Origin of the sequence: Eikenella sp. Marseille-P7795, from assembly GCF_916618725.1 — a bacterium.
In the GTDB taxonomy this organism is placed as follows: domain Bacteria; phylum Pseudomonadota; class Gammaproteobacteria; order Burkholderiales; family Neisseriaceae; genus Eikenella; species Eikenella longinqua.
The window spans coordinates 168470-182577 of sequence record NZ_CAKAJZ010000002.1 but is presented as its reverse complement, the minus strand read 5'-3'; the positions used below and the strand labels follow the sequence as shown (position 1 = coordinate 182577).

Here is a 14108-nt window from a genome sequence, read left to right as displayed (position 1 = left end):
GGCCATATCATGCAGATCAGATACTTTGTTATAAGCCTGGCTGCCGTACTGTTGGGATTTTCAGGCAGCCTGAACGCCACTGGAACAACCGGATCAAGTGGAGGCACCACCCAAAACAGTGGCAGTACCAAAAGCGACAATTCAGATAGCGGCAGCTGTTCGAATGCCGGCTATAACGCTTTGATGAATTTCAACTATGACTCAGGTTTCCCTTTGCGGATTATGGGCAATACCACCGTGGCTGGCAGCGATGTACCACATCCCCCGGGCGCAACCAACCAGTCTACCTGCAAATGCGGGCAGGAACCTTATGCGGTGTACGGCTACACACGCGGTATGTGGCTGCCAACCCGTTTTGTTGAGGTGGTACGCCGCGCCGACTGCTCGCCGGTGTACGGCGCATCAGTCAAACCTATGCTGAGCCAAATGGCACGATTATCCGGCACGCTGAAACCGGTTACGTTACAAACGGCCGGCGAAGGATCGGCAGGCCGTTACGACACCTCATTCCGCCATTTTCACAGCTGGGAGTTTCCATTCAATCCATATGGCTGGAGCCCTCGTTGCTTCCACAAGGGTGGTAACCTGGAAACCTCAATTACACAACCTACCTGGTCGGCGAAAGATCCGGTATTTATGAACCTGCTGTATCCGGAATGGATGGCTATCGGCAACGTGGTCAATAACCCGCTGTTCGATATACCGGCACATACTGCTTCCTGCGTAGCCAATACCACCGGTATTGGCTGGGGGCCGGCCGATGATGCTGCCTACTGGCTGGGTGGTTGTATGGGCAACAATTTGCCGGCAGCCGGCTCGATGTCAGCTGAGAAAAACAGCATCATTGGCACGTCCACCATCCTCAATCGCTCAATCCTGTTGTCCAACCGCACTGGAGGTTTCGCCTCGGTATCCACCGTAGGGGATAAAGCATTGTGCACCCCGGTGCCCGTGCCGTTTCCATCCAAATCCGAATTCAAAGCTACCATGCTGTTCCCTTACCCTGAAGCACAGTCAGCCAACAGCAGTGCCGCAGGCAGTGGCATTGACAACGGTACGCTGTTTGGCCAGCTGAGCGGAGAAGTGGCCAATTTCTTCAATCTGAATAGTAAAGGTGCGCACCGACTCGGTGCCAGTGATTTTTCCTGGGCCATTGGGCGTAGCGATCAGGCTTTAAACAATAACGACTCCGATGCGGTTTACCTGCTGTGGCGCTGGGTGGACTGCTGTGAGTTCAATTAGGAGTAAACAGATGTCCACGAAGTACAGGATGGCAGTTACGGCGGCGATATTGTGCTGCCTGCCCTCCCTATCGTTCGGTACGCCGGCAACCAATCCCAACCAAGTATTCGGTAACAGGGGTTTGGCTGGACAGGCCAATACCAATACTGCCCCCCGTACCCAGGCTGCCCGACCGGAAAGCCGGCAGCGGATGTGGCAGCGTGATCAGGAGTTCGCTCTTAGCATGTACCGTCGGGTCATTGGCGGCGACAGTGCGGCTGCAACCGATCTGAAAAATGCTGCTAACCAAGGTAATCGCTGGGCAGCATTGCAGTATGGCTACCTAGCACACACTGGCAAACTGCCTGGGCTGGGTGGCCGTCCTGACTATGCCACTGCTGCTCGGGCCTACAATCTGGCCTCCAAACGTATGGATGGTGGACGGCTGGCAGATATCAACGGTAATTATGCAGCCGCCTATAACATGGGGTTGATGTACTACTACGGTCAGGGCGTGCCTACCAACGGTGCGGAAGCATTGCGCTGGTTTCGAGCAGCTGAAAGTGCCTATAAAACTGGTGGCCAACACAAGGCTTTTTGGCCAGCTACTGTCTATATTGCACAGATCTTGGAGCGGGGCTACGGCGTAGCAAAAAATGAACGTGAGGCATTGGAGTATTGGGAACGTTCAGCACGAGCCAACGAAGCTGAGGGGCTGTACGGCTACGGCATGGCTATCTTGAATGGTCGTGGCGGTGTTCAAAACCCATACCGCGCTTATCCATTGCTGGTACAGGCCGCCGACCGCTGGCATGTCGGTGCCATGCTGGCGCTGGCCGATTACCAGGGCAGGGGCGACCGGCTGCGTGAGGCTAATCCGGTGGATGCCGCCAAATGGCTGATGATTGCTGCTGTAGCCGACCGCCGGCATAACCGTCGAGCAGAGCGGGCATTGGCAGCACTGCCGTCGCCAAAGCAGCAACAGGTACGTTCACAAGTGCGCAGTTGGCTTGGTACGCACGGTACTGTTCCTAAGGTTTTTGATTGGAGACAGCCGATTAATGACACCATTCCGCAACGTTAAATAGGGAAGGCAATGCGATACCGACTTAAAAATATCCTGATTGCTGTTACGGTGACCACCTTGGTGACTGTGCCGAGCGTTTATGCTGACAATGCTTATCGGCGCGCCGCGCCACGCGGCTGGCTGTGGTATGAAGAAACACCGGCGCAGCCTAAACCGGTACCTCGGCGGCCACCAGCTCCGCAGCCAGCCGCTCCAGCGAGAGCCGCGCAGCCGGAATCTACCGGCCCTGAGCCGTTTTCGGCTGCTTGGGTACGACAGCAGCTACCAATTTTGCTGGACCGTGCCATGACCAACCCGACCGAAGAAAATGTACGTGCCTATAAATATATGGAGCGAGTGGCATTGGACATGTCCACCAACTACGCCAACATGAGCGAACAAGTGGTGCGCACCGATCCGATGCTGGACGAGTCGGTAAGGTTTCCGATTTCATCAATGGCCAGAGCGCAGGCCTTGTCGCAGATCAGCCGTGCCCGCGAGGGCATCATCCGCGACCTGAGAAGCAAAGCCGGCCTATGGCTGTTCTTCGATTCACAATGCCGCTTTTGCCACAGCCAGTTTGCGGTTACCCGAATGTTGTCGCAGAAATACGGCCTGCCGGTGCGCTATATCAGTACCGACGGCGGTGTGATCCAAGGTATGCCTGCCACACAGCTGTTATATGACCGTGGTGCATCGCGCGCCCGTTCTTTGGGTATCAAACTGACCCCAGCCGTGGTCTTGGTTGCTCCGCCGGACAAAATGGCGATTGTGGCGCACGGCGCAATGTCTCAAGCTGAGTTGGAAGAAAAAATCGTATTGGCGGCCATCGATATGCAGATTGCCAATCCCGAGTTGAGTAACATTGCCAAGCTGCAAGACAGGGGTATCCTGACACCGGGTGACATGGCTGATGTACGGCGGCGGATACGTAACCCGAACAACACCGACGAACTGGTCAAAATGTTGAATGAAATGATACAGCGCAGAATGTAACGGGAGGAAATCATGAAAAATTATTTGAACACTAGAAAATACGTCATACCGACCATGCTGGCCTTATCACTATGGCTTGGTACAAGTGTTACAGCACAAGCCGATGTTTCTGGTGGCATGGATGCCATGTGGAACCAAACCGCTCCCTCTGTGGGTGCAGTCAACGATAATTACGGCGGCACTTTAGGGGGGCTATCGGTCCGCACACCGGTACGCAGTTTCAATGTAATGGCCTTTGATCCGCCACGCTTCGGAGCGGGTTGCGGTGGTATTGATGCCTATTTCGGCAGTTTTTCCATGATCTCGGAAAAAAACATGCAAAACTTAGTTCGTGCCATTGTGGCCAATGGTACGGGTTATGCCATCAAGATTGCCCTGGATAACCTCTGCCCACCTTGTCAGAACATCATGTCCGGCCTGCAAGATTGGACCACCAAAATCAACAGCCAAGCCAAAAATACCTGCCAACTCGGTACCATGGGAATCGACTACCTACGTGGTAACCGTAACCCATCCGCCTTCGGCGACGACAGCAAGGGGCAGGCCGAAGCCGCAATGGCTGCTTCCTCCGGGAAAGCCAAAGACTATGCTGCCGCGAACGATAGCCGCACCTACGATGGCCGCAATGCCAATCGGCCGACGGATGCGGCAGACCAATCTACCGAATATGGCAACAACCTAATGAATACTTTGGTTTCCGCCGGCGTATTCAAATCTTCCGGTGATGGTGCGATCGATACCCGCCCGTATGGCGGCGATCAGGCTTTCCTGCAAATGGCCATGAGTCTGTATGGTACGCAAATTGTCTTAACCGGCGATAAGGCGACTTCCTCCTCAGCTGGGGGTCAATTTGTCCAAGGATCCACTGAGCGCGTAGACAAAGACCTGGCTCCAATCTGGTCGTTTAAAGATTTAGTCAATGGCGCACCAACCGGTGCGGCACTTAGCGAATACCAATGTAAGGATTTCGATATCCATAAAGCAGACAGCTGCCAAGAGGTGGTAACTAACGACTCAAAATATCCTGGAACCCACCGCTACATTCTCAATCTTCTGATTGGCAAACAGACCGCCTTCGGTGACGGCAATAAATTAGGTGATTCGATACCATCACAAATTCAAGAAGGTTCGATCATGGCCTATTTTGTCGATAACAACCAACAGCTGACTGAACAACAAATCGCCTTCCTCAGACGGTTGCCTAAAGAGGATCTTGATGTGCTCAGCCAAGCCGCACGTGGTGGTCCGCAGACAGCCATCCAAGCAGCCGATGCCGCCGCACACCTGTACGGCGAACAAATGGCAGCAGAAATGGTGATGGCAATGAATAAAATCGTTTCTATTGCCTATTCAGCCAATATTACCTCTAACGGGAAACGTGTCGTCGGCTTATCACCCAATCAACAGAAACAGCTGACAGAACTAACGGCCCAAGCTGAACGTTATGCTGACAGCAGTACCCGCGCCGCCGCACACCGGAATTTCGTAACCATGGTGCGAGGGGCGGTATTACTGGCCGGTAATAGCTCTGGATTATCTCAATAACAAATACACCAAATATGTCGATAAAGGGAAAAGCCATGTCCAGCCGTCCCCACTTCATCCGCTCCACCTTCAATACAGCCGCCTTTCCATTAGGCCGATTTTTGTACAACCGCACCCGTATCGGGAAAATCATATCCCTGATAATGATGCTGTTGATTCAGCTGCCGGCTTGGGCGGATGCACTGCCAGCATCCATCGATGCAGGCGCGGATCAAGATATCACGACATTATGGGTAGTGGGCGATATTGATGTTTTGGCCAAAGGACTGGATGCAGTTGCTATGTTCTTCAACGGTGCGGGCACGGGTTCGCCACTGATCAGCCTGCTGCAGCTGGGGGCGCTGATGGCGCTGACCTCGATGCTGGTACAGTTTATTACCAAGCGCACCATGCAACCAGTCAACAACTTCCTAATGATCATCATCGTATCGGCGTTGTTCATCCCCAAAACTTCGGTGTGGGTAGCATCCTATTATGATGCCACTGGTGGAGCCGCGGGCGGGGCAGTTGGTTTCCGTAAAGTGGACAATGTGCCGATTGGGGTGGCCTACCCCTTGGGAATGTTTTCCTATGTCTCCAAACGGCTGACCGAACAGTATGACACAGGGATGCAGGTTATGCCGGACAGTGCCATGACCGGCGGCACTACTGCTCCGGAAGGCGGCATCCTGACCCACGGGGCGGAAGGCTACTTTAGCCCCCTGAAAACTGTACTGAGACTCCGGAATCAGTTTTCAGGCCCGGAAAATACCCTACTGCTGGCCAATTTGGCTAATGCCTCACAAACCTGCAATTGGTCGAATCGCTGGGGTGAGGCAGATAAAGGGGGAATTTTCAATGTGTTGGCACGCGGAAAACAGACTGGCATGGTACGAATAGCCCTTCCTGCAGAAAAAGCAGGTGATCCTCCTGTTATCGGATTAGTCGGTTGCTCCGATGCCGGCAAGATTATTTCCCTGATGATGGTGCAGAACGTAGTCAACTTGCCTGGGAAAAACTATTCACAAACAGCTGTCAGTGCTATTGACAATCGAAACCTGGCCACCGTAAAGGGTGGGAGTGTCAGCGACGCGAAACGTTATGAGCGCGCTCAATCAGAATTGGACCAACTGCCGGCAGCCATGGCTGCAGCCGCCAGCGGGGATACCAGCCGCAGCGGTGCAGCAATGGGGATAAACGATCCGACCGCCATCCTTAATACCGTACGCAGCCAGATCCAACAAGGTCAGGTACAGCCTGCAGCCTTGGCTCAGGTATTTACTGCGGGCAATTCAGTCAGTGTGGCCGAAATCGAAGCCAATATGATTTTCTCACACATCGTGCAAAGCTGTATCGGCAGCAATGATGCCAATTGTGCACGACAAGCCTTTATGTTGACCGAAGCACGTAACCGTTCCGCCGTTGATGCAGCCGGTGAGGCATCTTTGTTTCAGAATTTCATGGGGCATAGCATGAACATCTTGATGTTCATTTATATTGTGATGTCCCCAATCATGATTTTCATCATTCTGGTTATGGGCTGGAACGGCATCCGCATTATGGGCGGCTACCTGATGTTCGCAGCTTGGATCAACTCTTGGCTACCACTGAATAGCGCCATTGCCTATTATATGCTGCAAAGCTATAACAACCGGATGCGTGATTTGATTTTGACGATTGCTGCCTCTAATGAACCATCTAGAGTTTATTCGCCAACGGTCATCAGCAGCATTTTTGATGGAACCCAAGATATGTTGGCTTCGGCATCCACCATGATGTCATCCGTACCACTGGTCATGCTGTCGTTGATGAGTGCATCTATCTACGGTTTGGTGCAACTGGCACAGCGCGCCAATATGGTTGGCAAAGACTTTGTCGATGAGGATAAGGCTGCACCAAAATTGGATCAATCGGAAGTTATAGGTACTGCTCGAATGATTGCCAACAGTTCTGCTGGCGGGGTGCTGACTACGGATAATTTTAGTCAGAACCTTGTTCATAATGCAGATGCCTCTAATCCTGGCTCTATTAACTTGCAGACCAGTCAAGACTCTATCGAAAGTGCCCGTCATGCAGTCTCGTCTAAGATACAGATGATGGAAGGCGCAACAGAAAGCCGTACATTGGCGGAAATTGATAGTGATGGAGTAGTAAAAACTACTGGTATTGTGTATGCAAAAACAGAGAGTGGTGAAGATATTGCACGTATTGCCCGTCAGGGAGATCATGCTGTCCAATCTGGAGAGTCGTTTGTAGTGGGCGCCTCAGGCGGGAAAATCATTACTGCCGGTGTTGGTGGAGAGGTTAAAGATACAGTTACCTATACCGACAGCAATGGTCAAAGCCACGATATGAAAGTTGGTACTAGATTAGATGATACTGAGGGTATTCAGACTGCATTTGGTAAGCTTGACTCTCATCAGATTAGTCACTCTGTTCAACAAGGCTTGTCTGATGCTAGGGAAGAAATGCGCAGTATCGAACATGCAACCAGTAGCACCACTAGCCATGGGTTCAGTAGTAGTATCAATCGCACTGCATTTGACTCGTTGCTTGAGCCCACTAGTGCAGCTGTTACACAAAATCGCTTGTCCGCAGGTGCGACCGAAGCAGCTAAATATGATAGGGCTGCTGGGGCTGCATTGCAAAATGCTATTGGCAATAATAGCGAATACTTCAACACACTAACCCGTCTGTACACTGGATCAAGTAACGAACAAGCGGCTGCTCTTGCTGCCATCCACGGTATGACATCTGCTAATCCATCAGCTCATGCCCAGGCCTATCACAATCTATCTGCAGGGGCATTGGCTGTACATACAAATGCAAATAAGTTGCACAGTAGTAACCAAGAGGCCATTGATGCTCAGATATCTGCTGACCGAGCAGAAGGTGTTGGCAAGTTTGCTGCACCGCTGGGCAACAAGGAAGTGCTGGAGGAAGCCAATCCGCATGGCCGTACCGAATCAGCATTCGCAACACGCCATAATAGTGATGGCAAGGAGCAAAATAATCTGTCATTGGAGGATAGACAGAAAATTTTGGCCTATAACCGTGCCAAAATGGCAGAGATGACTGAATTTAACAATAATGTTGCGAAGGAGCTCAGTGAACGAGGTCCTGTACAGAAGTTCTTGGATTACTCCCAGACAGGCGCATGGAGTGCATGGCATAGCGCAGGAGAACAGCTGGAACAAGGAGATTACGTTGGTGCCACGTTTGGCTATGCAGTCAGCGCATTAGATGCAGCATCATTAGGTGGTGGTAGGGTTTTGCGGGATATGTTCGGTAGCACCCAGGATAGTAAAGACGGGATGCCGGCAGCTACCCTTGATCCTGAGTTGAATGAAAAAATCAACCAAGTGGCTGCCAATAGAAGAATGATGGAAGGATTCAATATGTCCGATGCAACGAAGACAATTGATGGTAAACCAATTGAGGAGGTTATCGGACATAAGCTAACGCCTCAAGCAGACTCTTCGCAGGCAACAACATCAAGATCACATGAGCCTACCGGGACAGAACATTCCCCCGCTAATCAGCATGCTTCAGCGCACGGTAGATTGCATAAGAACACTTCCGCATTAGACAATAGAGTGGAACCAGAAAAACATAACAGCCAATCCAATGCCACTTATGCCAAACTTGATGCCGCATTCCAAAACCGGCATGACCACGGATTTACCTTTAGAGAATATGCAAATGGCCATATGACAAAAGAGTGGCAGGGGCATAAGAGATTTGGTGATGGGGATTGTGCATTGAATGTACGCATGATACTGGATGATAGTGGTATGAACCCATTCGGCAAGGGCACAGGATTGGGGGATGGGAAAAATGTTGCAGCTAGATTGCTTTCTACCAGTCAATATGAACGTGTTCCTTTTGATCGGAATATGCAATTCCAACATGGCGATGTAATTTCCCTTGTTAACCCAAGGAACCCTAATGCTCCTGGTCACGTAGCCATTTATAATGCACATACTGGAAAATGGGTTTCTGATTTCGAACAGGAGCGTAAATGGGGAGCGCCAGGGAAAACATATGAGGATGCCATAGCGTCAGGCAGAATTACGCCTGTAGTAGCTCGATTTAAAGGTTTATCTAATACGACTGTACCGTTAGATCACCCAGCTAATCCAAGTTCACAACACTCATATGCAACCAATATCAGGGGATTTACACCTGAAAAAGCTGCAATAATTGAACGAGTGGCTAGGAATATAGGGGCAAACCCTAATGATTTGGCTGCTGTTATTTCTTTTGAAACAGTAGGAACATTCAGTCCGAGCATAAAGAACCCTCATTCATCTGCAACAGGCCTGATCCAGTTTATGGAATATACAGATGGAAGAAAAGATGGGCTATATTTTGGCATGACACGGGATCAGTTCGGCGCTCTATCATTTGAGAGACAGATGGGCTTTGTTGAAAACTATTTCAAAGATCGTGGATTTAGAGCAAATAAACCAACTAATATTGCCGATCTTTATACTGCCGTATCTGGATATGGGTATAGGAAAGGATCAGCAGCATACGAATTGAATTCTGTATGGGATACCAATAGAAATAACGTGATTGAAAAAGGCGAGATGGTTGAAGCGCCTGAATTCAAACAGCATCGCAGAAAATATTTCCTTTAAAGGAGGATCTATGAGCAAAAAAGTTTACTTTTTACTATTACTCACTCCGCTTAGTGCTTTCGCTGGTCCAAGCGTTGGCCCTAATGAACAACTGCGGCAATTAGAAAATGCTTACAATCAAACAAAAATACAGATGAACCGTATATACCAGCAAATGCGACAGAGTATGCCGGTTGCTGAGGTTCAAGGATTTGATGCTGTTCAGAGAAAGTGGATTGATTATAGAGATGCTAATTGCCGATATTATGGAAGAAATGTTACTGGGCAAATAGAATGCCTTACAAATATGAATGCACGTAGAGCTAAGGAAATGCAGGAAATTTTAAATAATTACAGATAAAATAAACCCGAATATCGAGAAAGATATTCGGGTTTAACTAAATAATCTATTCAACCCAAAACTTTGGGGTTGTTTTGCAGTGAATGCGGGAAATTATTCTATTTCTATTTCTGATAATAATATATCCTTTACTACGGTTCTCACAAAAGCTATCATAATCGAAGTGGATCTGGTATTTTAATCCGCCTTGCGTGAATAGATAGTCCATTTTGACATTGCCATCCTCTACATAATCATACGAACCCCTGCGCAGCTTAATCATAGATTCCCCTTGCCCAATATCTGCTTGCCAAGAATATCTTGAATAATTATTAGGGATAGGATGTACGAGTAAGTATCTTCCATCCTCCAGAGTGCAGGCAACGTGGTCGATGACCAAGTCTCCACGCTCAGATTGTTTTGTGCCATCCGAAATACTTTTGGCTACTACACACAACGGAACAACACATAATGCAATCACAATAGTGCTAGATAAATACTTAAATTTTCGCTTTAACATTTGGCACCCATTTTTTGAATCTATTAATATTATTAAATTTAGTTAGTTAAGCAATATTAAAAATATGATGATATCAACGCCAATGCAAGCGCTGATAATAGTGCATATCGCAACCATTTATTATTGCCTAGGGTATCTATAATCTCTTCCAGTCCTATTCTTTGTGGTTGGCCACCAAAGGACTTTATTATTCCCCGACGAGGTAGGTTGGAGTAGCTAGAGTTAGCAATATCGACGTTTCTAAATGGGTTGGCATTTGTATGGTACCAAATATTATGAGACTCGTGAGAAAAGCTCTGACTGGTATGCCGATTCATATCTAACGAGCTATGATTAAAAGATGAAGAATTATTCTGATCAAACATTTAAAAATCCTTTTTTGTTCACAAAGCCAAGCTACATTTGGTTCGCTCTACTATTACTTTTTATTAGCTATCCTGCCTTATCGGATGGAGTTTCAAATTGCCTGAAAGGTTTTTCAAACACGCCAGACTGCCGACGTATGATTGCGAATTATTGGCAGCACGCTCCAGCCATTGAACGCATTGCCAGACAGGAAGGTGTAGAACCGGAGTTATTAAAAGCCCTGATCGCTTACGAAAGCAGGTATAACCATCAGGCGGTATCTCCTGCCCAAGCTAGTGGGCTAACCCAAGTCATGCCGACAACTGCTTTAGGGATGCACGTTCATCCATCGAGCCTGTTTATTCCGGAAGTCTCTATCCGCACCGGAGCGCGTTACCTGCGTCAAATGTATAATCAATTTGGTCGGTTAGACCTAGCTCTTGCTGCCTACAACGCCGGTCCTCGCAGGGTAAGTCGGGCAGGAAATCGCGTACCTAGGATTGCTGAGACACAGCACTATGTCCGTAATGTTACCGCGTTGTACGTGGAGTTCAAACGAAAGGCTGCTTCTTCAGCTGCAAATCATGTAATCCCCCATGCCTCAGCTAATCTCCATGTTGCACAGGTTGGAAAACCACGGTACAGCCAAACCAAGTCTGAGACAGGTAGCAGCGTATATCAGTCACATACCAGCAATATCTACTGAAACTACTTAGACTGCATATTGGTAAATATCTGCCACTTTCTTTAATTATTACAAGGAAGCCAATATGTTAAAGTCTGAAATATCTGCCCAACTGCATCAGCATCTTGAATCGTTCCTAGACTATTGCCAGACTAGGTGTATGGCAGATGGGACAATTGAAGGGTATCGAAATAACCTGAGGCAGTTTGCTGCATTATTAGAAGCATGGCCGGACAGCAAAACTTTCTCTAATTTTCCGGAAATCTGTACTGAGTCTGCTTTGTTGAAAACGGTCGTCATTAAACAAAGCAACAACCCTGACTTAAGTGCACACACCATCCGACGTTATATCTGCGCTTGGCGCAGTTGGATCCGATACCTGGTCAAGACCGATGTTTTGAATATTTCTTATGATCGGTTCAAGTTTGACTTACCGAAACTACCGGAAACGCTGCCTAAAGCAGTAGACATGCCAATACTGGACAAGATTCTCGACACCCCTCCTATACGTCGACAGTCTCAATGGATGTACTTGCGTAATATCTGTATGTTTGAATTAATGGCTTATTCCGGATTGCGGGTTTCTGAGGTAACTTCTCTAACTTTATCCGATCTTTATTTCAGCCAAAAACAAGTTAAAGTGACTGGTAAGGGTAATAAAACAAGACTGGTACCAATTACGGACTGTGTTATTCAACGAATCAAAGAGTATTTGCAATCGCGCAGTAATTCTCTGGTCAAGGTCAAAGTAAACTATTTATTTACAAATCGTTATGGCAATAAGATTACGAATAGTACCGTCCGACTGCATTTGCATAACTTGGCAAACGAGTTATTAGTAGATAAGCTTCGGCTAACTCCGCATATGCTCAGGCATTCTTGTGCTACTCATTTTATCCGGCAGACACATGATTTGCGTTTTGTGCAAATCCTGCTTGGCCATAGTAGTGTGGCCACCACGCAAATGTATACTCATTTGGATAATGATTTCGTTAAGGCAACGTTTTATCAACATTTAAACAGATAATCACTGCATTATTGTTTATCCGCACTTAAGGAGGCGCGCCCATGAAACTGAAGTACACGGTATCTATCTTTTTTTTGGCACTACTGACAGCCTGTTCTACCAATCCAGACGGCAGTATCAACTGGTCGGATAACCCGCTCAACGCGGTTGCCACTCGAGTTGATAAAGGTGTACAGAACCTCAACCGTCAAACAGATCGTGTTTTCCCCAATGCCGGCCCACATTGCAATACCTGTGATCCACACGGCGTAACCCATCAACAGATGTTAGAGTGGGGTTACATTCGACGTAACCCTGATTATCCGAGGTACTCCAGCCAGCGTTATGTCTTTACTTCAAAAAACTGTGATCGGACACGCCAAGCGTTATGTTTCCGTCCGAGCAAGGATGTTGCAGAGCGACCATAATCAACTCTACGTTCAAACAAGGCAGGCAGAGACCTTATTCTGTCTGCCTTTAATTTAAATTTGTGACAGGCTACCTGAAAATACCAGGCTGGTTTTCATCAAGCGTACCCATTCTTTTCTTGTGTTGCCGGCTGACCCGGTTTACTGTGGATACGCTGCAGCCAAGTGTCTGCGCAGTTTGAGTAATACTGAATCCCTGTAGGCGCAGTTTAATGATTTTCTCATGTAGCGACTTGTCAGGTTGTCGTCCCCGATAACCACCGCGCCGTTTGGCTAAGGCTATTCCCTCTTTCTGCCGCCGTTTGCGCACAGCCCAGTCCTGGTGCGACATATTTAATGCAATACGTAGGAACATCTTTTGCAGAGCGGCCAATAGGGGTTGTAACAAATAGCCAGGTAGTGAGCCATCTTGTTCAAAGAAAACACCCAGTTCTTCAAAATCGAAAATTTCCGGAACTTGGATTTTTGCCCCCTTGGCAGTGATCTCATCAATCAGCCGTTCTGCCTCTGCAGGTGGCAATCTGGTAATGCGGTCGATACTTTCAGCGATTACCCAGTCACCGGTTTGCAGATCGTTAATCAAGCGGCGCAGTTCTGAGCGATCAGGATTAACGCCAGATGCTTTTTCTGAGTAAATACCGGCAATATAAAATCCTTGTGCCTTTGCTCGCTCGATCAACTGATGCTGACGTTCTAAATTTTGCTCGTCGGTTGAAACCCGGAAATAGATTCGGGCTGTCTTGCTAATGCCTGTGTTTTTTAAGTCCATAATTTATGCTACTACTTTTTAAGTACGGATGCAATACAAAAAGAACTGTTCTTTTCAATATTCTTTTTGAGTATACCTAAAAAGTAGCAGAAATCAGACACGGGTAGGCTTCGTTGCTGGCGAGTATGCTAGAATGAAAAATATAGTTCTGAATACCGGCCTCTTTAAGAAGGTGCAGCATAGTCAAAGGACAACCCATGAATACCGCCATACTGAACTACCGCATTTCCGAGTTTGACACCCGACAGCAAGCCGACGATTACGGCGCTTGGTTTCGCAAAAAGGTTGAAGAAGGACTGAAATGTGAAACCTACCATACGCATGACGAGGTGCTGGGGAAGTTGCACCAACGCCGTGCGGAGCGTCAGAAATCATGCTGAACGTCATTTGGCGGGATACGGAGTAGAAAGAAAGACTGGAGATTCGGCAGCCTGAGAATGGCTGCCGAATCTGTTTCAGTGTGCCAAATAAAGTGGCTGCCCTCAAGGCAGCCGTCTTCCACCGGCCAGTATGCACCGGCATCAAGAATAGAGACTGCTCCCGTCCAGCCATTTGAGCAATCGCGGCAGCAACTAGCGGGTAGCGC

Annotated in this window: 11 protein-coding genes; 10 read left to right on the top strand and 1 reads right to left on the bottom strand. The window is 48.3% G+C overall.

Annotation, left to right across the window (positions count from 1 at the left end; all coding sequences use genetic code 11):
- Positions 1–9 precede the first annotated feature (9 nt).
- The 9 genes from LG371_RS04210 (at position 10) to LG371_RS04170 (ending at position 12753) form a co-directional block, all read left to right on the top strand.
- Positions 10–1242, top strand: coding sequence for a TraU family protein (locus LG371_RS04210; RefSeq protein WP_153716126.1), 1233 nt, complete (start codon positions 10–12; stop codon positions 1240–1242).
- 10 nt (positions 1243–1252) lie between these two features.
- The gene (locus LG371_RS04205) at positions 1253–2305 is read left to right on the top strand and encodes a tetratricopeptide repeat protein (RefSeq protein WP_225747809.1); all 1053 of its coding nucleotides are present in this window, start codon (positions 1253–1255) and stop codon (positions 2303–2305) included.
- 12 nt (positions 2306–2317) lie between these two features.
- Positions 2318–3283 carry a conjugal transfer protein TraF gene (gene traF, locus LG371_RS04200; RefSeq protein ID WP_080984513.1) on the top strand — a complete coding sequence of 322 codons (966 nt, stop codon included), beginning with the start codon at positions 2318–2320 and terminating at the stop codon, positions 3281–3283.
- 12 nt (positions 3284–3295) lie between these two features.
- Positions 3296–4828, top strand: a complete 1533-nt coding sequence (locus tag LG371_RS04195) for a conjugal transfer protein TraH (protein ID WP_225747808.1) — start codon at positions 3296–3298, stop codon at positions 4826–4828.
- A 35-nt stretch (positions 4829–4863) separates the two neighbouring features.
- The gene (locus LG371_RS04190; protein WP_225747807.1) at positions 4864–9450 is read left to right on the top strand and encodes a conjugal transfer protein TraG N-terminal domain-containing protein; all 4587 of its coding nucleotides are present in this window, start codon (positions 4864–4866) and stop codon (positions 9448–9450) included.
- A 10-nt stretch (positions 9451–9460) separates the two neighbouring features.
- Positions 9461–9790: a lysozyme inhibitor LprI family protein gene (locus LG371_RS04185; RefSeq protein ID WP_197903085.1), complete on the top strand. Its 330-nt coding sequence runs from the start codon at positions 9461–9463 to the stop codon at positions 9788–9790.
- Positions 9791–10629: 839 nt separating this feature from the next.
- A complete protein-coding gene (locus tag LG371_RS04180; protein ID WP_225747806.1) occupies positions 10630–11340 on the top strand; it encodes a lytic transglycosylase domain-containing protein in 711 nt (236 codons plus the stop codon).
- Between the two features lie 64 nt (positions 11341–11404).
- On the top strand, positions 11405–12346 hold the full coding sequence (locus LG371_RS04175; protein ID WP_197903082.1) for a tyrosine-type recombinase/integrase: 942 nt from the start codon (positions 11405–11407) through the stop codon (positions 12344–12346).
- A gap of 41 nt (positions 12347–12387) precedes the next feature.
- The gene (locus LG371_RS04170) at positions 12388–12753 is read left to right on the top strand and encodes a hypothetical protein (protein WP_225747805.1); all 366 of its coding nucleotides are present in this window, start codon (positions 12388–12390) and stop codon (positions 12751–12753) included.
- A 70-nt stretch (positions 12754–12823) separates the two neighbouring features.
- Here the strand turns inward: LG371_RS04170 and LG371_RS04165 are convergent, their stop codons facing one another.
- Positions 12824–13522, bottom strand: coding sequence for a recombinase family protein (locus tag LG371_RS04165; RefSeq protein ID WP_049258613.1), 699 nt, complete (start codon positions 13520–13522; stop codon positions 12824–12826).
- Positions 13523–13719: 197 nt separating this feature from the next.
- Here LG371_RS04165 and LG371_RS04160 point away from each other — a divergent pair, with 197 nt between their 5' ends.
- Entirely contained in the window at positions 13720–13902 is a 183-nt protein-coding gene (locus LG371_RS04160; RefSeq protein WP_225747804.1) for a hypothetical protein, read from the top strand.
- Positions 13903–14108 lie beyond the last annotated feature (206 nt).

Bases quoted from the DNA above. Each gene is read 5' to 3' on its own strand.
- LG371_RS04170 (WP_225747805.1), top strand. From the start codon at position 12,388: ATGAAACTGAAGTACACGGTATCTATCTTTTTTTTGGCACTACTGACA.
- LG371_RS04165 (WP_049258613.1), bottom strand. From the start codon at position 13,522: ATGGACTTAAAAAACACAGGCATTAGCAAGACAGCCCGAATCTATTTC.
- LG371_RS04190 (WP_225747807.1), top strand. From the start codon at position 4,864: ATGTCCAGCCGTCCCCACTTCATCCGCTCCACCTTCAATACAGCCGCC.
- LG371_RS04205 (WP_225747809.1), top strand. From the start codon at position 1,253: ATGTCCACGAAGTACAGGATGGCAGTTACGGCGGCGATATTGTGCTGC.
- traF (WP_080984513.1), top strand. From the start codon at position 2,318: ATGCGATACCGACTTAAAAATATCCTGATTGCTGTTACGGTGACCACC.
- LG371_RS04175 (WP_197903082.1), top strand. From the start codon at position 11,405: ATGTTAAAGTCTGAAATATCTGCCCAACTGCATCAGCATCTTGAATCG.
- LG371_RS04195 (WP_225747808.1), top strand. From the start codon at position 3,296: ATGAAAAATTATTTGAACACTAGAAAATACGTCATACCGACCATGCTG.
- LG371_RS04180 (WP_225747806.1), top strand. From the start codon at position 10,630: ATGAAGAATTATTCTGATCAAACATTTAAAAATCCTTTTTTGTTCACA.
- LG371_RS04210 (WP_153716126.1), top strand. From the start codon at position 10: ATGCAGATCAGATACTTTGTTATAAGCCTGGCTGCCGTACTGTTGGGA.
- LG371_RS04160 (WP_225747804.1), top strand. From the start codon at position 13,720: ATGAATACCGCCATACTGAACTACCGCATTTCCGAGTTTGACACCCGA.
- LG371_RS04185 (WP_197903085.1), top strand. From the start codon at position 9,461: ATGAGCAAAAAAGTTTACTTTTTACTATTACTCACTCCGCTTAGTGCT.